This window comes from Plantactinospora sonchi, from assembly GCF_036422035.1.
GTDB classification, from domain to species: domain Bacteria; phylum Actinomycetota; class Actinomycetes; order Mycobacteriales; family Micromonosporaceae; genus Plantactinospora; species Plantactinospora sonchi.
Map to the genome: position 1 here is coordinate 27,586 of NZ_JAZGQK010000025.1, position 20,006 is coordinate 47,591.

A 20,006-nucleotide genomic window follows, 5' to 3' on the forward strand; every position below is an offset into this window, starting at 1 on the left:
GCGCGGGTCGACCGGGAGGCGGGCGTGGGGGTCTGGCGGATCGGCGCGGACGTACTGGCGAGAAGCAGTTTCGCCGTCTCACCACTGATCGAGACCGTCGCGGCGCTCAAGCAGCTCGGCGGGCATCCGACCCTGCCCGGCCAGCGGGCCTGGGTCACCGCCCAGCTGCCCGCCTACCGGGCCCGGCTGGCCGCCGACCCGTTCACCGCGGCGTTCGTCAAGGCGGCGTTTCCGCCACGGTGGCTGCCGGACTTCCTGAGCACGCCGCCGACCGACGTCGACGGCACGTTCCGGGGCGAACTCGAACGGGTCCGCGCCACGCCGCCGGAGGTCGCCCGGGCTGATCTGGCGACCGGGCTGCGCGGCGCGGCGCTGCCGCCCGAACTGTGCGGGCCGGACCTGTCGGACCGGGCCGCCGAACTGCTCGCCTGGGTGTGGACGCGGACCATCGAACCGGACTGGCCGCGCCGTCAACGGCTGTTCCAGGCCGACATCGTGTCGCGGACCCAGCGATTGAGCTCCGGCGGCTGGGCGGCCACCCTGGACGGGATGCGACCGGGGATGCGGTGGCTGGGCGGCGGGCAGCTTCAGATCAACACGTACGACCATCCGCCGCAGGACGTCAGCGGCGCGCCACTGTTCTTCATCCCCAGTACGTCACCCCGGGGCTGGGTCGGCTCCGACGCGCCCTTCCGGCACACGGTGGTGTACCCGTGCTCCGGCATCCTGGCCGAACCGGTCCGGCGTACCCCGCCCCGGGCCCTGACCCGGCTGCTCGGTCCGGTCCGGGCGGACATCCTCACCCGGTTGGAATCACCGCGGAGCCCCACCCAGCTCGTCGCGTTGACCGGGTACGGCCTGGGATCGGTGGGTGGTCACCTCAGGGTGCTGCTGGACGCCCGCCTCGTCCAGCGCAGACGGTCGGGCCGGTACGTCCTCTACTACCGCACCGAGGACGGTGACCGGCTGGTCGCGTTGCAGCGCCCCGGCCGGCACACCGGTCAGGAGGGGGCCCTTCCTGTACAAGAAACGATAGGAAGGGCCCCCTCCTTGCACCTCAGTCGAGGAGTTCGGTGACGGTGCCGGCCGCCACCGTACGGCCGCCCTCGCGGACCGCGAAGCCGAGCCCGACGTCCATCGCGATCGGCTTGCCGAGCTCGACGGTGAGCGTCACCGTGTCACCGGGGTTGACCTGCGGGAGGTCGCCGAGGTCGACGGTGCCGACCACGTCGGTGGTACGGAAGTAGAACTGCGGCCGGTAGTTGGCGTGGAACGGGGTGCGCCGGCCACCTTCGGCGGCGGTCAGCGCGTGGAGCTGGGCGGTGAACCGCCGGTGCGGCGTGACACTGCCCGGCGCGGCCACCACCTGACCCCGCTGCACCTGGTCACGCTTCACCCCACGGAGCAGTACGGCCGCGTTGTCGCCGGCCTGGGCGGTCTCCAACGAGCGGCCGAACGTCTCCAGCCCGATGGCGACGGTGCCCAGTGTCGGCGCCAGACCCACCACCTCGACCGGTTCTCCGGCCCGGAGGCAGCCCTGCTCGATCGCACCGGTCACCACGGTTCCCCGACCCGAGATGGTCAGCACGTTCTCGATCGGCATCAGGAACGGCCGGTCCAGGATCCGGGGCGGCACCGGGACGTACCGGTCGACGGCGTCGAGCAGGTCGGCGACGGACTGCACCCAGTGCGGGTCGCCCTCCAGGGCCCGCAGCGCGGAGACCCGCACCACCGGCACCTCGTCGCCGGGGAAGCCGTACTCGCTGACCAGCTCCCGTACCTCCAGTTCGACCAGGTCGAGCAGTTCGGGGTCGTCCACGGCGTCGGCCTTGTTCAGCGCCACCACCAGGTACGGCACCCCGACCCGCTGGGCGAGCAGCACGTGCTCCCGGGTCTGCGGCATCGCACCGTCGAGCGCCGAGACGACCAGGATCGCCCCGTCGACCTGCGCCGCGCCCGTGATCATGTTCTTCACGTAGTCGGCGTGTCCGGGCATGTCGACGTGCGCGTAGTGCCGGGTCGCGGTCTCGTACTCGACGTGCGCGATGGTGATGGTGATGCCCCGGGCGACCTCCTCCGGCGCCCGGTCGATGCCGTCGAAGGCGACGAACCGGTTGACCGACGGGTCCCGGTCGGCGAGCACCTTGGTGATCGCGGCGGTGAGGGTGGTCTTGCCGTGGTCGACGTGCCCCATCGTGCCGATGTTGAGATGCGGCTTGGTCCTGATGAACTGGCTCTTGGCCATGATCCGACTGTCCTTTGTGGATAGTGTGTCGGCGGACGACGAGCGCGGGCGGCTGCCACACCGCTGGGGAAGAGAAACCGCGCCAGAACCGCGCATCCGGTGCTGGAAGACGTACGAACGGGCGGCACCGGAATCCGGGCCACCCTCCTCCGTGGGTTCTGCTGGTGCGGGAGGAGGGTCAGCCTCGCGCGCCGGTATCCAGTCGTCCGGGCTGGATCAGCAGCGCAGCCAGACGTCCGGGCTGGATCAGCAGCGCGGCCAGGGAACCCGCCGCCAGGGACACGGCGGTGGGGCCCTGCAGGAGGAATCCTGCGGGCCGCGCGAACCCAACCGTGCCGTACATGGCGATCACGTTAGGCGAGAACGCCGATGAGCGACACCGATATTCCCCGTGCCCGGGTCGGCACGGCACCCCGGCACGGCTTGGACGGTGCCCGGGGCAACGCGGCTCCTTGGGTGCATCCAGCTACACCTCAGGGAGACGGGTACGCACCATCGATCCGCACCGGGGTCGTTCCATAACGTTCGATGCATGACCGATCAGCAGAAGAGATCCCGCATCCACCGCTGGCTCGGCGTGGTGGCCACGCTCGCCGTACTGGGCACCGTCGCGGTCGCGACCGGACCGGCGACGACGACGGCGCAGGCCGGTCCGGGCCGCGAGGACACCGCACCGCGACACCGGGACGCCGTACAGCGGAGCCTGGACGAGTTGGTCCGGGCCGACGACTTCCCGGCCGCCCTCGCCTCGGTACGGGAACGGGACGGACGGGTCCGCCACTACACGGCCGGCGTCGCCGACCTGCGGACCCGGGCGAAGGTGCCGACCGACGGGTACGTCCGGATCGGCAGCAACACCAAGACGTACCTGGCGGTCGTGGTGCTGCAACTCGTCGGCGAGGGGCGGATCGGGCTGGACGAGCCGGTCGAGACGTACCTGCCGGGACTGGTCCGGGGTGACGGCGTCGACGGTCGGCGGATCACCGTACGGCAGCTGTTGCAGCACACCAGCGGCCTGCCGAACTACACCGCTCTGCTGCCGGAGACGTACGAGCTGATCCGGCACCGCTACGTCCAGCCCCGGGAGCTGCTGGACATGGGGCTGTCCCAGCAGGCGACCGACGAGCCGGGCGGGACGTTCGCGTACAGCAACACCAACTACGTGGTCGCGGGCCTGCTGGTGGAGAGGGTCACCGGCCGTCCGGTACGGGAGGAGATCACCAACCGGATCATCACGCCGCTCGGGCTGCGGCACACCTACTTCCCGAACGTCGGCGACCAGGAGGTACGTCGACCGCATCCGAACGGCTACCACCGGGACCGCCCGGAGCAGCCGCTGACCGACGTGACCGTGATGGACCCGTCGATGGGCTGGGCCGCCGGGCAGGTGGTCGCCACCCCGAGTGACCTGAACCGGTTCTTCACCGCACTGCTCGGCGGCGAACTCCTCGGACCCGGACAGCTCCGGCAGATGCGCGACACCGTCGACGCCCCCGGCCCGCTGCCCGGCTCCCGGTACGGGCTCGGCCTGCAGAGCACCCCGATGAGCTGCGGCGGCCTCGCCTGGGGACACGGCGGCAACATCTTCGGGTACTCCACGGTCAACGCGGTGACCGACGACGGCCGGGCGGCCACCATCGCGGCCACCCGGCTGCCGACCGACCTGGCCGAGGTGGAACACCTGCTCGCCGCGCTCGACACCGCGCTCTGCGGCTGATTTCCGGAGCACCCGACCAGGGGCGACCCCGGCCGGCCCACCAGCGGCCGTCCGGGGTCGCCCCGTGGTCGGGACGGGGCGCCCGGGCGGGTGGGCCACAGACCACGGGCTGGGCGGGGACGGAAGACGGTCGGCCGGGTGTGCTCAGCCGAGGGTCAGCCGCAGCGAGGCGAGCCGCCAGGTGCCCGGGTCCGGCATCCGTTCCGGCGGCGCCGCGACACCGACGCCGGGGAACCGGCGCAGCAGCGCGGCGAGCGCCACCTCGACCTGCACCCGGGCCAGGGGCGCGCCGAGGCAGAAGTGCGGACCGTGGCCGTACCCGAGATGTCCGGGCGGGCCGGGTGGGCGGGTCAGGTCGAGCCGCTCCGGGTCGGTGAAGACCCGTGGATCCCGGTTCACCGCGACCAGCGCGGCGGTAACCGGCTCCCCCCTGCCGATCCGTACGCCCGCGACCTCGACGTCCTCGCTCGGGAAGCGGGGCACCGTGAGCAACTGCGGCCCGCACCAGCGGGTCAGTTCCTCCACCGCCCCGGGCATCAGGTCGGGGTCGGCCCGCAGCACGGCGAGCTGGTCGGGGTGCCGCAGCAGGGTCTCCACCGCGTTGGCGAGCAGGTTGGTCGGGGTCTGCCCGGCGAGCACCAGGTGCCAGACCAGGGTGACCAGTTCGGTTTCGGTGAGCCGGTCGCCGTCCTCGGCCCGGATCTGGATGAGCCGGGAGACCAGGTCCTCGTCGGGTACGAGGGTCCGGCTCGCCACGGTCGCCCGGGCGCCGTCGATGATGCCCGGGATCGCCTCGGCGAACCGCTCCCCGTGGCCGGCCGTGACGGCGGCCCCGTACTCCCGCCAGCGGGCCCGGTCGGACTCCGGTACGCCGACCAGTTCGCAGATCACGTCCATCGGCAGCGGCCCGGCGAAGTGCCGCAGCAGGTCGACCGCGCCGTCCTCGGCGTACGCGGCCAACTCGTCGAGGAGTCTGTCGACGATCCGTTCGATCCGGGGCCGGAACTCGGCGGCGCGGCGTGCGCTGAACGCGGGTGACACCAGTCGACGCAACCGGACGTGCTCCGGTCCGTCCATCTCCCCCATGGTCCGCAGGTACGGCTGGCAGTGTTCCGGCACCTCGGGCCGCAGGTAGCTGTGGGCGGCGAGGGCGAAGCGCGGGTCGGTGAGCATGACCCGGGCGTCGGCGTACCTGGTCAGGGCCAGTAGTGCCCCGAATCCGGGGGTGACCAGCCGGGCCACCGGTGCCGTCTCCCGGATCCGCCCGTACGCGCCGAACGGGTCGCGCAGCACCTCCGGGTCGGCGAGGTCGAGTTCGGGTACCGCGTGTGGTCCGGGGCTGACGTCGGTCATGGACTCCTCATTTCAGATGCCACGATCAGATGGTCCTATCATCTGAGTGCCGAAGGTATCTTGTGCAGGCGACACCGGGCAACCGGCCGACGGGCGACACCACCCGGCGGGGCGATCGCGGACAGTCGACGTCACCGGTGCGAGGAGGAACGATGGCTCGGCTCACCCGCGCGGAGACGCAGGAACGCAACCGGGCCCGGGTGCTGGCCGCCGCCCGGGAGGAGTTCACCGAACGGGGTTTCCGGGAGGCCCGCATCGACGACATCGCCGAACGGGCCGAACTGACCCGGGGCGCCGTCTACTCCAACTTCCCCGGCAAACGGGCCCTCTACTTCGCGGTGCTCGCCGAGGACGCCGAACGCGTCGTACCGCCGTCGGCCCCGACGCCCGGCAGCACCCCACGGGAGGCGCTGGAGGCGTTCGCCCGGGCCTGGGTCGCCCGGCTCCCCCTCGCCACCGAGGAACCGCGCAGCGCCGCCCGACTCGGCCGGGACCTGGTGCCGGAGATCCTCGCCGACGAGCGGGTCCGCCAGCCGTTCGCACAGCTGGTGAAGCTGAACGCGGTGCTGCTCGGGCTCGCCCTGGAACAGCTGCCCGACCCGCGACAGCGCGACACGCCGACCGCAGGCGGCGATCGTCGCCGGGTCCGGGTCGCCGAGACCGCACTGACCACCCTGTACGGCGCGAGCCAGCTGGCCGCCGCCGCGCCCGGCTTCGTCGAGCCGTTCACCGTCACCGCCGCCTGCGCCCAGCTCGCCGACCTCGATCTCGATGACCGGTGGGAGCCGGTACACCTGCCGTACGTCACGCCGGCACGGCCGGTCGACGAGCCCTGGTCCCCACCGGCGGCGGTCGACACGGTCCGGGGCACCCCGGCCCGGCTCGACGGCGACGGTGTGCTGGCGATCCTGGGGCTGCACCGCGTCGCGGCCGTCGAGGAGGCGGTCCGGGCCGCACCGCCCGACGACGACGTCACCGTCGTCCTGGTCACCCAGGCCCCGGCCGAGCTGACCCCACTGGCCCGGCTGACCGTCGCCGAACTCCGCGACTGCCTGCGCCAGGCCTTCCCCACCGCGGCGTGGCCACGGTTGCAGGTCGTCCAGGATCCCACCGGCGCCGTGGCGGCGGCTGCCGGCGTACCCGTGGTCAGCGACGCCACCGAATCCGCCCTCCGGATCCGGGCGGGTCGGATCGTCGCCCGGGCCGAGGGCTACGGCGCCTGCCACGCCGCCGCCTCCGCCGAGCCGCCCGGCCCCGCCGACGGACCGGCATCCGACACCGCCCATGGACGGCGGAGACCATGACGCCCACGTACCCCGGAGACTCCAGATGATCATCCCGGCCCGTTTCAACGGCCCACCGGACTCGGGCAACGGCGGCTACTCCGCCGGCCTCTTCGCCGGCCCGGCCGGCGACACACACCGCGAGGTCACCCTGCGGCGGCCACCCCCGCTGGACACTGCGCTGTCGCTGCTCGACGGGCAGGTCCGGGGGCCGGACGGCGCCGTCGTGGCCGAGGTCGGCCCGGCCGACGAGATCACCACCCTGGTCCCGCCGACCGGGTACGCCGAAGCCGTCGAGGCCGCCGCCCGCTATCCCGGCTTCACCGACCACCCCTTTCCCACCTGCTACGTCTGCGGCCCGGAACGCGCCGACGGGCTGCGGATCTTTCCCGGTCGGTTGGCGGACGGCAGCACCGCCGCGCCCTGGACCGTGCCGGACGACGTCTCGGCCGCGACCGTCTGGGCCGCGCTGGACTGCCCGGGCGGTTGGGCGATCATCGAGGCAGGCCGGCCGTACGTGCTGGGACGGATCGCCGTACAGCTGGATCTGGTGCCGGCCGCCGGTGAACGGTGCGTGGTACGCGGTGCCCTGGCCGCCGCCCAGGGCCGCAAGGCGCTCGTGCACAGCACGTTGTACGGCCCGGACGGCACCGCGCTGGCCCGGGCGCGGGCCACCTGGATCGCTGTCGCCGGCTGACGGGTGTGACACGAGCGGGTCGCCCGACCGCCCCGACGACCGTCGGCGGGCCGGCCGACGGTCGGAAACAGAATCCGGCTCGGAAAGGGCTCTTTGCGGGACGGGGCTAGTCTGACGCCATGTTGCAGGCCCGCAAACCCAGCATCTGGCGAAACCGGTACGAGGTCAGCGCCGACGGCGTGGCGGTCGCGACCTGGGAGCCGAGCATGTGGCGCAGCGGCGGGAACTTCACCCTCGGCGGGGAGAGCTACCAGGTGCGCAGCAACACCTGGGGCAGCCGCTACACCCTGCTGGACGCGAACGACACGACCGTGGCGACCGCCGACCGGGTGGGCCGCAAGCAGTGGACGGTCGAGGCGGACGGCCGGACGTACCACTTCCGGCGCACCTCGTTCTGGGGCAACGAGCAGGAGTTGCAGGCCGACGGCCAGCGGGTCGGGTCGGTGAAGCGGAGCAACTCCTGGCGCGGGGACGTCACCGCCGATCTGCCGGGTCTGCCGCTGCCGGTGCAGCTCTTCGTCCTCGGCGTGGTGATCACCATGTGGGACTCGACGGCCGCCGCCACCACCACCACGGCGGTCAGCTGACCCCCGGGCACCCCATGACCCGGCGTGTCGGGCGTACGACGCCGGGGATGCCGGCCCCGGCGCGACAGCCGGCCGGACCGGTCAGGAATCAAGAAGCGCCGACCCCCGGATCGCGTCTAGCGTGACCGGCGTGGCCGGGTCCCAGGGGCGGCACGGGGCGCAGCGGCGTGTATACCTTGGTTCCTGCCCGGAACGTGGCGACGGCGGCCATCGGCCCGGACGGACGTCGCACCATTCCGGGCCGGGCCGCCGATCAGGTGGACGGCGGACCGTTGCCGCGACCGCACCACCACCGAAGAACCGAACATGTTGCTCGAAGCTGGCCAGATCGAGCCAGGTGACGCCGGCAGGGACCGGACGGCGTTCCCGCGTAACAGATGGAGACACGATGAGCACGTCCACGAGGACGGACCCGCAGTCGCCCGCGCTGCACGTTGCCGACAACCACGATCTGATCCGCGTGCAGGGCGCGCGTGAGAACAACCTCAAGGACGTCAGCGTCGAGATCCCGAAGCGCCGGTTGACGGTGTTCACCGGCGTCTCCGGCTCGGGCAAGAGTTCACTGGTGTTCGGCACGATCGCCGCCGAGTCGCAGCGGATGATCAACGAGACGTACAGCGCCTTCCTGCAGGGTTTCATGCCGACGCTGGCGCGGCCCGAGGTGGACGTACTCGAGGGGCTGACCACCGCGATCATCGTCGACCAGGAGCGGATGGGCGCCAACGTCCGCTCCACCGTCGGCACCGTGACCGACACCAACGCGATGCTGCGCATCCTCTTCAGCCGGCTCGGTCAGCCGCACATCGGCTCGGCCCAGGCGTTTTCCTTCAACGTCGCCTCGATCAGTGGCGCGGGTGCGGTCACCATGGAGCGCTCCGGGCAGACCGTGAAGGAGCGTCGCAGCTTCAGCATCACCGGCGGCATGTGTCCGCGCTGTGAGGGCCTCGGCTCGGTGACCGACTTCGACCTGTCCGCGCTCTACGACGACAGCAAGTCGCTCAACGAGGGTGCGATCACCATCCCCGGCTACAGCGTCGACGGCTGGTACGGCCGCATCTTCAGCGGCTGCGGCTTCTTCGACCCGGACAAGCCGATCCGCAGGTTCACGAAGAAGGAACTCAACGACCTGCTCCACAAGGAGCCAACCAAGATCAAGGTTGACGGCATCAACCTGACGTACGAGGGTCTGATCCCGAAGATCCAGAAGTCGTTCCTGTCCAAGGACGTCGACGCGATGCAGCCGCATATCCGGGCGTTCGTGGAGCGGGCGGTCACGTTCACCACCTGCCCCGAGTGCGACGGCAGCCGGCTCAGCGAGGCCGCCCGGTCCTCGAAGATCAAGGGCATCAACATCGCCGACGCCTGCGCGATGCAGATCAGCGACCTGGCGGACTGGGTGCGCGGCCTCGACGAGCCGTCGGTGGCACCGCTGCTCACCGCGCTGCAGCGGACCCTCGACTCGTTCGTGGAGATCGGGCTCGGCTACCTCTCGCTCGAGCGGCCATCGGGCACGCTGTCGGGTGGCGAGGCGCAGCGCACCAAGCTGATTCGGCACCTCGGCTCCTCGCTCACCGACGTCACCTACGTCTTCGACGAGCCCACCATCGGTCTGCACCCCCACGACATCCAGCGGATGAACGACCTGCTGCTGCGGCTGCGGGACAAGGGCAACACGGTGCTCGTGGTCGAGCACAAGCCGGAGGCGATCGCGATCGCCGACCACGTCGTCGACCTCGGCCCCGGTGCCGGCGTCGCGGGCGGCGAGGTCGTTTTCGAGGGCAGCGTCGAGGGGCTGCGGGCCAGCGGCACCCTCACCGGGCGTCATCTCGACGACCGGGCCGTCCTCAAGGAGAGCGTCCGGAAGCCGACCGGCCAACTGCCGATCCGTGGTGCGACAGCGCACAACCTGCGGAATGTCGACGTCGACATTCCGCTGGGGGTGCTTGTGGTGGTGACCGGGGTGGCGGGCTCGGGCAAGAGTTCACTGATCCACGGCTCGGTCTCGACCCGGGACGGGGTGGTGGCGATCGACCAGGGCGCGATCCGTGGCTCGCGGCGGAGCAACCCGGCGACGTACACCGGGTTGCTCGACCCGATCCGCAAGGCGTTCGCGAAGGCCAACGGCGTGAAGCCGGCGTTGTTCAGCGCCAACTCCGAGGGCGCCTGCCCCACCTGCAACGGTGCCGGCGTCATCTACCTTGACCTGGCGATGATGGCCGGCGTCGCCACCACCTGCGAGGAGTGCGAGGGCAAGCGGTTCCAGGCGTCGGTGCTGGAGTACCACCTCGGCGGCCGTGACATCAGCGAGGTGCTCGGGATGTCGGTGACCGAGGCCAAGGAGTTCTTCGGTGCCGGCGAGGCGCGTACGCCGGCCGCGCACGCCATCCTCGACCGGCTCGCCGACGTCGGGCTCGGCTACCTCAGCCTCGGCCAGCCGCTCACCACCCTCTCCGGCGGCGAGCGGCAGCGGCTCAAACTGGCCACCCGGATGGCCGAGAAGGGCGGCGTCTACGTCCTCGACGAGCCGACCACCGGCCTGCACCTCGCCGACGTCGAGCAACTGCTCGGCCTGCTCGACCGACTCGTCGACTCCGGCAAGTCGGTCATCGTCATCGAGCACCACCAGGCGGTCATGGCACACGCCGACTGGATCATCGACCTCGGCCCCGGCGCCGGCCACGACGGCGGCCGCATCGTCTTCGAGGGCACCCCCGCCGACCTTGTCGCCGCCCGCTCGACCCTCACCGGCGAGCACCTCGCGGACTACGTCGGCAGCTGACCGGACGCCGTGGGGCGGAGCCGCCCCGAGTTTGACTTGCCTAGCGGGAAAGTGAAGTGTTAACTTTCCTGCTAGGCAAGTCAAACCTACGGAGGATCCAGATGACCCAGATCGAAGACGCCCAGGCCAGCCTCGCGGAGATCGCCAAACGTCGTAACCAGGTCATCGACGGCGCGTCCCGGGGCCGGCACCGGGGCTGGGACGCCACCGGCATGGCCGCGATGCTCGCCGGCTTCGCGGCGATGGACCTGCCCGCCTCGCCGGCACTGCGGATGACCCTGTTCGGCGTGGCCATGGTGGGCGCGCTGACCTGCTTCACCCGCGCCGGCCAGCGCAGCCGGGCGACCCTGCACCGGTCCCAGCTGACCGGCCGGTTCTGGGCGGTCATCGGCAGCCTCGCGGCGATCACCGGCGGCCTCGCCTACGGCGGCATGTGGCTGTTCGATCAGATCGACCTGCCACTGGGTAACACCCTGATCGGCGCGCTGCTCGTCGCCTACATGGCGGCCGTCGAGCCGCTGTACCGGGCACTGCTGCGCCGGAAGACGGCATGAGCACACCCGCCGGCTTCGACGAACTGATCCACCCGCCGACCCGGCTGGGCCTGATGGCCCTCCTGGCGGCGACCGACTGGGCCGAGTTCAGTTTCCTCAAGGAGAGCCTCGACCTCTCCGACTCCGCACTCTCCAAACAGGTCTCGACCCTCACCGAGGCCGGATACGCCAAGATCCGCAAGGAAGGCGCCGGGCGCCGACGTCGAACCCTGGTCACCCTGACCCCGCACGGCCGTACCGCCTTCGACGGCCACGTCGAGGCACTGCGTCAACTGGTCAGCGGCGTGCCGTCGGCCCCCACCGCCGAGGTCGACCGGCAGAAACGACCCTAGGCCGATGGTCGTGCCCGGTCACCGAACGGCGGCCGGCCTGACGACGCGGCGAGCCCGTGCAGCAGAGCCAGATCCGCCCGGTCGACGTCGCGCGGCTCGTAGCCGCTGTGGAAACGCAACTGCTGGGCGACGGAGAGGCAGTTCACCTGCCGGCCGGCGACAACTCCGGTGACAAGGCAGTCCCTCGGGTAGTCGAAGTAGCCGCCGTCAAGGCCGGCCTGCCGACCGTCACCCGACTCGTCGAAGACCACCGGATGCAGGTCCACCCAGCCCCGGCCGGGCGCGACGACCTCGACCCGGACCGGACGCCAGTCGGTCTCGAGGAGGTAGCCGAGTTGGCCGAGCGCGTCCAGCGCGGCGGCCTCCCGGTCGGCGGAGATCGCCAGGTCCAGGTCACGGTGCGGCCGGGTCTGTTCGCCGACCAGGGCGTCGACGCCCCAGCCACCGGCGATCCAGGCCGGGCAACCAGCCTCGTCAAGGGCGTCCAGCACCCGGTGCACCTCCACGGCATGCATGCCGGGGCCGCCACTCACTCCGTCCGGTCCCGTCGTGCCGGGCCGATGAGACCGAGATGGGTGTGCGGGAAACCCTCGGTCGTCTTGAGGCCGTAGCCGAGAGCCCGGTCCACGGCGATGTGGAACGCCCATGCGGTGGCGAGCACCCCGAGCCAGTCGACCGGATCGCCGAGCACGGCCGCCAGCACCGCCACCGCGCCGAGCAGCGCCGGCAGCAGATAGGAGTGCCCGAGGTTGTAGCAGAGGGCGCCGAGGCGGGGGCCCCGCAGGTAGCCGAGCATGGAGAGATCGAAGAGCAGGAACAGGGCGAGCAGCCACCACCACGCGTACCCGACGGCGACGGTCACCACGACAACCAGCGCCGCCACCGCGGCTGACTCGACCCGTTGCACCCGGACGGGATCCATCGCCGGCCCCTCCCCACGTCTGCGGACGTGCCCGGTACGAGGATCAGAGTTTATCCGCTGGTCATCCTCGACGGTCGCCCGAGCCCGGCGTCGACGTCACGTCGGGCACCCGGGTACGTCCCGCCCGTGGTGCCCTGCCCCCGGCGACCGTGGTGCCCGTACCGGACCCGGTGACTGGACCGGTCGTGGGCCGGCGGGTCGGATCCGGAGCGGAGCGGACCGGCTGGGTCCGGAGCGGGGCGGAGCGGGCGCGCGGCGAGAACATCGACCGGCCCCGGACGGCACCCGGATGCGGCTGGCTCAACCGGTAGGCCGGGTTCGGGATGGAACCGTGGTGACGGCGTACCCGCCGACCGGCGCGGCCGGAGGATCCGGCGGTCGCGGTGTTGTCGTACCCGGGCCGGGTGGACCGGCGACGCAGGACGAGCCAGACCGCGAGCCCGCCCACGGCGGCGCCCATCAGCACCGCCATCACCAGCCGCGTCGTGCCGGTGAAGACCACCTGGCCGAGCGCGGTGCCGAACACCCAGCGGGTGGCCCACCCGGTGGGCCCGGAACGTCCCCAGAATCCGCCGTTCGCCTCCATCGGCATCGTCCCTCCACCCGTCGTCGCGGCCCCGGCCGGAGCTCCCTCCTTCCCCCACCGGGGATTCATGGAACCGGATTTCCCGATGCTCCGGGTGGGCCGCGAAAACTCACATCCCGTCGAATCGGGTCGAGCGGCGGCTGAGGTGCCGGTCAGCCGAGCAGCTCGTCGAGGTCGGCCAGGATCTCCAGGGTCTCCTCGTCGTCGGCGGCGAGAAGGGCGGCCGAGACCGCCGCACGCAGTTCGGAGCCGGCCAGCCAGGTGACCACCTGGTCGGGCGACCGTAGGTCGGGCGCCGAGGGTACCGCGAGTGGATTCAGGTGCCCGTGCGGTCAGTGGCACCGATCCAACGCCGCCGGTACGACGAGGTCAGCGGAGGCCCTCCTCCTGGAACTCGGTCTCCAGCGAGGGCCCGGCCTGGTCCTGGGGCGTGATGATGATCCGGGCGCTCTTGATCCTGTCCTTGTGCCTGGCGTAGCAGACCTGGCCGAGCCGCTCGCCCGCCGGTACGAGCGCGACCTCGGGGAACTCCTCGCACCGCAGGTTTTCCCAGGTGCCGTCGTTGCCGCCGAACCGGCTGTACAGCAGCGCGTGCAGCCCTTCCCGGGTCACGAGCGTCTGGTCGGCCTTTGCGTCCCACTCGAAGGTGCTGCCGCCGGAGGGGCGGGCGGTGATGGTGTAGACGACGTCCTGCCCGTCGTACCGGACGGTGCAGGTGAAGGTCGTCGCCTGCTCGCCGGTGAAGTCACGGCGCTCGCAGCTGCTCCGCATCGGTCGTGCCACGCCCGCCGAGGTGAGCACCCAGGACTCCAACTGGTGCCGGATCTGCAACACCGGCTGCGGGTCCACCAACTCGTTCGGCGGCTGCCAGGTCGGCTTCGGGGAGGCGGGCACAGTGGACGGAGCGACCGGCTGTCCCAGACCCTCCCACTCGTCGGCGTTCAGGAAGTTGGTGACGAGCTGTCCGATGCCGCAGAGACCGGCGCAGGCCAGCACGACGACCAGGGCGACGACAAGCACGCCACGCAGCCCTCGCTTCCGTGGGGCGGCACCGGGGGCGTCGCCACCCGGACCAGCACCCGGGCCGGCGGCCGTCGGCGGAGCCGCGTCCGGAGCCACGCCGCCCGCTGGACCAGCATCCGGAGCGGCCGGCTCGTCGCCGGACCCGGCCGGCCCCGTCGGCTGACCTGGCACTGGGCCGGCTGAATGTTGATCGGACACGATCCCTCCCCCGTCGCATGATCCAGCGGCTGAGGATAGGAGATGACCTCGCCGCCTTCCAACCGGGTCGTGGCACGACGGGCCAACCGGGGACACGGCACGACAGGTCGACCGCGCCAACCGTCCCGTGTGGATGGCGGCGTCCCGCGCGTCGGGTCAGACGTCGGGCAGGTCGGCCAGCGCGGCCCGCGCCTCCGCCAGCACCGCGGCCGAGGTCGTGGTGGTCAGCACGTGCCGTAGCGCGCGACCGTAGGCGACCTGGTACGCCTGCTCGGCCGGCACCGCCACGTCCGGCTCGACGCCGGTCCCCTCCCAGTTGGTGCCGGTCACCGGATTGATCGACCGGGCGTCCGGCACGGTGATCTCCAACGTCGGGCTGAGCGGAACGATCCTGGTCGGGTGTGCTCCGCCCCGGGTGGTCTCGCCGATCAGGGTCGCCCGGCCGCGTGTCCTGAGGTTGTAGCAGAACTCCTCGCCAGCGGAGAACGTGACGCCGCTGGTCAGCACGAAGACCGGTCGGTCGAGGTAACGCTCGCCGGGCAGGTAGGCGAGGCTCCAGTACTGCCGGGTCTGGCCACTCTCCCCGTCCTGGATGCTGTTCAGGTGGGTCTGGTCGTCGGGGAAGAGGTAACTGGTCCAGAAGATGACGCCGTTCGGCGAACCACCCCGGTTCCGGCGCAGGTCGACGATGAGCGCGTGGGTCCGCGCGACGAGTTCCATCGCCGCCGCGATGGCCCGGCCTCCGGCAGCGGCGTCGGCGATCATCCGGAGGTCGAGATAGCCGACGTTGCCGTCGAGTCGCTCGACCCGGCTGATGCCGTAGTTGGCCAGCCTCGCCTGTTCACGCCAGGCGGCCGCCAACTCCGCCTCGGTGGAGACGGTCGCCAGTTGGTCGTCCCGGATCCGGACCCGCAGATGCCGGTCCGCGCAGGTCTCGAACAGGTCGGCGGTCAGCCGTGCGGCCAACGCCTCCTCGGTGAGGTTCCGGTATTCACCGGCGTCGCGCCGGGCCCGGATCGTCTCGGCGGCCGTCGCCGCCTTCTCCGGGAAGATGTATCGGGCGCAGAGTACGGCGAGCGCGTCCTCGATCACGTCGGTCGGCACGGCCGGCAGCCTACCCAGGTCGGCCGAACGACCGGTCAGACGGTCGTGGAGAGCTCGTTGTAGTCGTCGGCCCGTTCCTGGCCGGAGAGTTCCTGGATCGCCGCCATGATCTCGTCGGTGGCGGCCCGCCGCAGTTGGCCGCTGCGGGCGCCGGGCGACGGGGTGAAGTGCAGCGGCGCCCCGAACCGTACGGTGATCCGGCCGATCCGGGGCAGCCGGGTGCCGACGGGCTGGATCCGGTCGGTGCCGAGGACGGCGACCGGGACCACCGGGGCACCGGAGGCGAGCGCCAACCAGGCCACGCCGGTACGACCACGGTAGATCCGCCCGTCCCGGGACCGGCTGCCCTCGGGGTGGATGCCGAAGGCTTTGCCGTCGGCGAGGACACCCCGCGCCACCTCCAGCGCGTCCTGGGCGGCCCGGTGACCGCCGCGCGGCACCGGTATGGCGTCGATGGCGGTCAGGCAGGTTCGGACCAGCCACCCCTTGAGCCCGGGCTGCCGGAAGTACTCCGCCTTGGCCAGGAAGGCGACCGGTCGGGGGGCCACCAGTGGAATCACCACGCTGTCGAAGGCGGACAGGTGGTTGACGGCCAGGATCACCGGGCCGCGTCGGGGCACGTTCTCCCGTCCCTCGATCACCGGCCGGAAGACCAGCCGGGACAGTGGGACCAGCAGCAGCCGGGTGGCGCCCTGGAGCAGCACGTTTCTCCTCCGGAGGATTCAGTGGGTCGCGGCGGGGGTGGGAGCCGGGCCGACGTGCGCGGCCAGCGCGGCCCGCAGCAGCGGCTCGACGTCGTCGATCCGGACGGTGGTCTGCAGGCTCCCCCACTGCCAGAGTTGGGCGATGCCGTGCCAGTTGGCCCAGAGCGCGCCGGCGACGACCGCGGGCGCGGCGACGTCGGCGGCCGGCGGGCGGGCCCGGGCGACCAGGTCGACGAGTACGCCGAAGAGCGGCTGACTCGCCTCGCGCAGCCCGATCCCGTTGCCCCGCAGCAGGTCGTGCCGGAACATCAGGGCGAACATTCCGGTGTTGGTCCGGGCGAAGTCCAGGTAGAGCCGACCGAGGGCGACCAGTTGGGCGTACGGTTCGGCGGACCCGTCACCGGTGACCCGCTCGGTGATCCGCCGGCCGAGTTCGCGGTAGCCCTCCATCGCGATCGCGGCCAACAACGCCTGGTGGGTCGGGAAGTGCCGCCGTGGGGCGCCGTGTGAGACGCCGGCCCGACGGGCGATCTCGCGCAGTGACAGGGCTTCGGTGCCGGACCGGGCGACCAGGTCGACGCCGACCTGAACGAGCCGGTCCCGCAGGCTTCGGTCCAGGTCGGGAGGCATGGACAGTGTCTACCAGAAGCCGTAGACAGTGTCTACCGCCGTCCCGTCAGGGCAACGGCCGGACGATGTCCCGGGCGTGGTCGACGACGGCGGCACCGACCACGGTCGCGTCGATCGGCAGCACCTCCAGACAACGGCGGACCGACGCCGCCATCAGCACGTTCGGCACCCGCATCGACAGCGTGCAGTGCGGCACCCAGCGGCCGGGCCGGTAGTGCTTGCTGACCGCGACCCCGGCACCGGTCAGGCGGTCGTACACCGACGCCTGGTGGGCCAGCAGTTCGGCGGTGGGCGCCGGCCCGAGCCAGAGCACCCGACCGACGAACTGTCCGGCGCACTGGAAGTCGAGTCGCAGCGGCGCGGCCACGACCAGTCCGGTCAACGCGCCGGCCACCTGCTCCGGGTCGAGTCGCGGAGCGACCGCCAGCGACATGTGCGGCCGGTGTCGCTGGCCGAGCAGCGAGCGCAGACTCTGCACCCCCTCGGACTCCAGCGCGTCCCAGAGCACCCGGATCCGCCGGGTGGCGTCGGTATCGAGGTACAACTCCAGCGCCGCGACCACTTGATCACCTTACGCACCGGCGGCCCGGCCGTCGGCCCGACCCGGGCGGCCGGGAGCAGCTCAGCACCGTTGTCCGGTCCTGCCGGATACCACCCGGTAGCTGGTGGCGTCGCCGTCCGGGGTTCACCCGGGGTTCACGTCCCCTGCCCACCGCAGGATTAGCGTCGGCCCGCCTAGGACGTGATCGAACTCCTGGTCGCCGGGCCGTGTGGGGTCCCTGAGCGGCCACAACGTGGGTTCTGTGGAAATGGGGACTGGATGGAATTGGACCGCAGGCAGTTCATCGCGGTCGGTGGGGCCGTGGTCGCCGCCGGTGGGCTCGGGCCCGCCACCGCCGCTCAGGCGGACCCCGGCGACCACGACGAGGCCGGGAAGCACGGCGCCGGACCCGAGGGGATGTGGCTGCCGGGCGACACGCACGTCCACGACGACCACTCGTCGGACGGCAGCGCGCCACGGCAGCTCTCGGACCAGCGCGACCCCGGCAACCTGCCGGTCGGCGACCAGATCGGGTACGCCGAGGGGGTCGGGCTGGCCTTCCTGCCGTTGACCGACCACCGCACGTACGACCAGCACTGGGATCCGCAGTGGACCTCGTCGAAACTGCTGCTGCTCACCGGTGAGGAGGTCAACGGTTCACCGCACGCGGTGGTGCTCGGCGCCGTGGACACCGTGGTCGACGGCGCCAACCCGCCCGGCTCGGCGGCGTTCCGGCACATCCAACAGTCGATCTGGGACGCGCACGCCCAGCACGCGGTCTGGTCGGTCGCGCACCCCGACGACGGCGAGTACACCCCGGCGACAGGTCCGAACGACAACGCCAGCGCCCAGGGTGTCGACGTGGTCGAGCTCTGGAACGTCAGCAACAACCCCGACGCCGAGATCGAGTACGCCGAGAACCGGTGGAACCACGGGTTCCGGTTCGGCGGCGTCGCGGCGAGCGACAGCCACTTCAAGGAGCTGCGCCCGGTGAGCGCGCCGGGCCGGCCGACCACCTGGGTCTTCGCCGCCGAACGCTCGACCCGGGCAATCCTCGACGCGCTCAAGGCGGGGCGTACCACGCTGTCGATGGGGCCGGACGGACCGTTCGTGACGATCGAGGCCGATGTGGACGGCGACGGCCGGTTCGAGGCGATCGGCGGCGACGAGGTCGTGGTCCGCACCGACCGGCTGTCGAAGCGGGCGAAGCTGCGGATCCGGGCCCGCGCGGCCGTCGGGACAAAGGTCCTGGTGTACGGCTCGCCGGGCCGTTCCGCCGGCCCGCTGGCCACCTTCGTTCCCGACCGGGACGAGCAGACCTGGTTGCTTCCGCTCACCCTGCGCGGTGCGCAGAGCTGGTACCGGGTGGAGGTGCGGGCTCCGGGCGAACTCTCCGGACGCGAGGCCGACCCGAACCTGCCCGACCAGCTCCGTGCCGCCACCTCGCCGATCTTCGTCTCGGTCCGGCAGCCGGCGGTACCGGCTCCGGAACTCAACCTGCCGGCCCCGCTCGGCGGCGACGACCGGGCGAGCCTGGTCCTCGGCGAGTCCGGTGACTTCGCCGGCTTCGCCGACCTGGCGGTCGAGGGCCGGGTGACCCACGTGGTCGCCGAGCTGCACCGGGACCACCGGAGTGCGGTGGTGTACCGCCGGCTGGACGGGGAGCACGACGGACACGGCGAGCCGATCGTCCTCTCCGACAGCTCGGGGACGGCGTCGTCGCCCCGGGTGGTCGCCGCCGGTGACGACGTCTGGGTGGTGTGGCAGGACGCCCGGGGCCACGAGCGGCCGCACCGGCCCGCGATCCACCTGCGGCACAGCCGCGACGGGGGGCGGAGCTTCGGTTCCGCCGTCCGGCTCAGCGACGGTCGGGGCCGGGCCCTGCACCCGGCGATCGCGCTGGTGGACCGCACGCACCCGGTCGTCGCCTGGACCGACAACGGCGGCGGCGCGTTCGACGTACGCGTCCAGGTCGTCGGCGTCGATCCGGCTCCGGTCAACGTCTCGGCCGCCGGCAAGGTGATCGACCCTGGTACGCCGACGGACGCCCGCTCGCCCCGGCACCCCGCCTCGCTGTTCCCCTCGGTCGCGGTCACCCCGGATCGGCGGATCGTCGTCACCTGGCAGGACAACCGGTTCGACCCCGACCCGGGCTGGACCGGGCACACCCCGCCGCCCGGCGAGGAGGCCAGCGGTGGCACCAACCCGGACAACTGGGAGATCGTCGCGGCGGTCCGGGCCGGTACCCGGTCAGCCTGGAGTGGCCTGGTCCGGGTCAGCAACAACGACGACGCGGCCGACCGGCACCCGAGTCTCGCGGTGGACCGGGACGGATCCCTCGTCGTCGCCTGGGAGACCAAGGTGCTCTCCCCCGCCGGGGTGAACCTGTCCCTGCGGGCGAGCCGGTCGACGGACGGCAGGACCTGGTCCCCGGCGGAGCCGGTGGCGGTCGACCCGAACGCGATGAGTCAGCGACCCCGGCTGGGCAACGACGCCGACGGCGCGGTCCGGGCCGTCTGGTACGACTCGCGCTCCACCGACTGGCGCTGGAAGGTCTTCACCTCCCGCCGCGACAGCCGGACGGGCTGGACGCCGGCCGTGCGGTTGACCACCCGGGGCAACGGCACCTGGCCGGCGGTCGACCGTGGCACGGTGGTCTTCACCGGCGACCGCGCCGCGACCCGGACCCAGCGGGACGCGACCCAGCAGGTCTTCCTGATCCGCGGCTGACCGGCTGACCGGCGCTCGGGC

Annotated in this window: 20 protein-coding genes; 9 read left to right on the forward strand and 11 right to left on the reverse strand. The window is 72.0% G+C overall.

The genetic code is table 11. The annotated features are described in order from the left end of the window. Window positions 1–24 precede the first annotated feature (24 nt). A complete protein-coding gene (locus V1633_RS26605) occupies window positions 25–1,077 on the forward strand; it encodes an ArsR/SmtB family transcription factor (RefSeq protein ID WP_331215700.1) in 1,053 nt (350 codons plus the stop codon). Here the strand turns inward: V1633_RS26605 and tuf are convergent. Both tuf and V1633_RS26615 read right to left on the reverse strand, forming a co-directional pair. Then, window positions 1,058–2,245 (reverse strand): elongation factor Tu, encoded by a 1,188-nt coding sequence (tuf, locus tag V1633_RS26610; protein ID WP_331215699.1) that lies wholly within the window; start codon window positions 2,243–2,245, stop codon window positions 1,058–1,060. The two genes, V1633_RS26605 and tuf, sit on opposite strands and share 20 nt — an antisense overlap. Before the next feature lie 178 nt (window positions 2,246–2,423). After that, complete coding sequence (locus V1633_RS26615; protein ID WP_331215698.1) at window positions 2,424–2,588, reverse strand: hypothetical protein; 165 nt, start codon at window positions 2,586–2,588, stop codon at window positions 2,424–2,426. Window positions 2,589–2,777: 189 nt separating this feature from the next. Here V1633_RS26615 and V1633_RS26620 point away from each other — a divergent pair, with 189 nt between their 5' ends. Further along, window positions 2,778–3,962, forward strand: a complete 1,185-nt coding sequence (locus V1633_RS26620) for a serine hydrolase domain-containing protein (protein ID WP_331215697.1) — start codon at window positions 2,778–2,780, stop codon at window positions 3,960–3,962. Between the two features lie 144 nt (window positions 3,963–4,106). Here the strand turns inward: V1633_RS26620 and V1633_RS26625 are convergent, their stop codons facing one another. Next, window positions 4,107–5,315: a cytochrome P450 family protein gene (locus V1633_RS26625; RefSeq protein ID WP_331215696.1), complete on the reverse strand. Its 1,209-nt coding sequence runs from the start codon at window positions 5,313–5,315 to the stop codon at window positions 4,107–4,109. Window positions 5,316–5,467: 152 nt separating this feature from the next. On the opposite strand from V1633_RS26625, the gene V1633_RS26630 reads away from it, so the two are divergent. The 6 genes from V1633_RS26630 (at window position 5,468) to V1633_RS26655 (ending at window position 11,547) form a co-directional block, all read left to right on the forward strand. Continuing rightward, the gene (locus V1633_RS26630) at window positions 5,468–6,619 is read left to right on the forward strand and encodes a TetR/AcrR family transcriptional regulator (RefSeq protein WP_331215695.1); all 1,152 of its coding nucleotides are present in this window, start codon (window positions 5,468–5,470) and stop codon (window positions 6,617–6,619) included. Between the two features lie 25 nt (window positions 6,620–6,644). After that, on the forward strand, window positions 6,645–7,295 hold the full coding sequence (locus V1633_RS26635) for a hypothetical protein (RefSeq protein WP_331215694.1): 651 nt from the start codon (window positions 6,645–6,647) through the stop codon (window positions 7,293–7,295). A 119-nt stretch (window positions 7,296–7,414) separates the two neighbouring features. After that, on the forward strand, window positions 7,415–7,882 hold the full coding sequence (locus V1633_RS26640; RefSeq protein WP_331215693.1) for a hypothetical protein: 468 nt from the start codon (window positions 7,415–7,417) through the stop codon (window positions 7,880–7,882). A 388-nt stretch (window positions 7,883–8,270) separates the two neighbouring features. Continuing rightward, complete coding sequence (locus V1633_RS26645; RefSeq protein WP_331215692.1) at window positions 8,271–10,661, forward strand: excinuclease ABC subunit UvrA; 2,391 nt, start codon at window positions 8,271–8,273, stop codon at window positions 10,659–10,661. A gap of 101 nt (window positions 10,662–10,762) precedes the next feature. Further along, entirely contained in the window at window positions 10,763–11,215 is a 453-nt protein-coding gene (locus V1633_RS26650; protein WP_331215691.1) for a hypothetical protein, read from the forward strand. Beyond that, window positions 11,212–11,547 (forward strand): winged helix-turn-helix domain-containing protein, encoded by a 336-nt coding sequence (locus V1633_RS26655; RefSeq protein ID WP_331215690.1) that lies wholly within the window; start codon window positions 11,212–11,214, stop codon window positions 11,545–11,547. Before V1633_RS26650 ends, V1633_RS26655 begins: the two co-directional genes overlap by 4 nt. Here V1633_RS26655 and V1633_RS26660 read toward each other — a convergent pair. The 8 genes from V1633_RS26660 to V1633_RS26695 form a co-directional block, all read right to left on the reverse strand. Then, complete coding sequence (locus V1633_RS26660) at window positions 11,544–12,062, reverse strand: nucleotidyltransferase domain-containing protein (protein WP_331215689.1); 519 nt, start codon at window positions 12,060–12,062, stop codon at window positions 11,544–11,546. The genes V1633_RS26655 and V1633_RS26660 overlap by 4 nt on opposite strands. Before the next feature lie 14 nt (window positions 12,063–12,076). Next, on the reverse strand, window positions 12,077–12,469 hold the full coding sequence (locus V1633_RS26665) for a DUF4260 family protein (RefSeq protein ID WP_331215688.1): 393 nt from the start codon (window positions 12,467–12,469) through the stop codon (window positions 12,077–12,079). A gap of 61 nt (window positions 12,470–12,530) precedes the next feature. Continuing rightward, on the reverse strand, window positions 12,531–13,061 hold the full coding sequence (locus tag V1633_RS26670) for a hypothetical protein (RefSeq protein WP_331215687.1): 531 nt from the start codon (window positions 13,059–13,061) through the stop codon (window positions 12,531–12,533). A gap of 363 nt (window positions 13,062–13,424) precedes the next feature. After that, on the reverse strand, window positions 13,425–14,075 hold the full coding sequence (locus V1633_RS26675) for a hypothetical protein (RefSeq protein WP_331215686.1): 651 nt from the start codon (window positions 14,073–14,075) through the stop codon (window positions 13,425–13,427). A gap of 357 nt (window positions 14,076–14,432) precedes the next feature. Beyond that, complete coding sequence (locus V1633_RS26680; protein WP_331215685.1) at window positions 14,433–15,380, reverse strand: S41 family peptidase; 948 nt, start codon at window positions 15,378–15,380, stop codon at window positions 14,433–14,435. A gap of 35 nt (window positions 15,381–15,415) precedes the next feature. Further along, complete coding sequence (locus V1633_RS26685) at window positions 15,416–16,084, reverse strand: lysophospholipid acyltransferase family protein (protein WP_331215684.1); 669 nt, start codon at window positions 16,082–16,084, stop codon at window positions 15,416–15,418. Window positions 16,085–16,102: 18 nt separating this feature from the next. Continuing rightward, window positions 16,103–16,714: a TetR/AcrR family transcriptional regulator gene (locus V1633_RS26690; protein WP_331215683.1), complete on the reverse strand. Its 612-nt coding sequence runs from the start codon at window positions 16,712–16,714 to the stop codon at window positions 16,103–16,105. Between the two features lie 46 nt (window positions 16,715–16,760). Next, the gene (locus V1633_RS26695; protein ID WP_331215682.1) at window positions 16,761–17,276 is read right to left on the reverse strand and encodes a 2'-5' RNA ligase family protein; all 516 of its coding nucleotides are present in this window, start codon (window positions 17,274–17,276) and stop codon (window positions 16,761–16,763) included. Between the two features lie 258 nt (window positions 17,277–17,534). On the opposite strand from V1633_RS26695, the gene V1633_RS26700 reads away from it, so the two are divergent. Next, window positions 17,535–19,985, forward strand: a complete 2,451-nt coding sequence (locus V1633_RS26700) for a CehA/McbA family metallohydrolase (RefSeq protein ID WP_331215681.1) — start codon at window positions 17,535–17,537, stop codon at window positions 19,983–19,985. Window positions 19,986–20,006 lie beyond the last annotated feature (21 nt).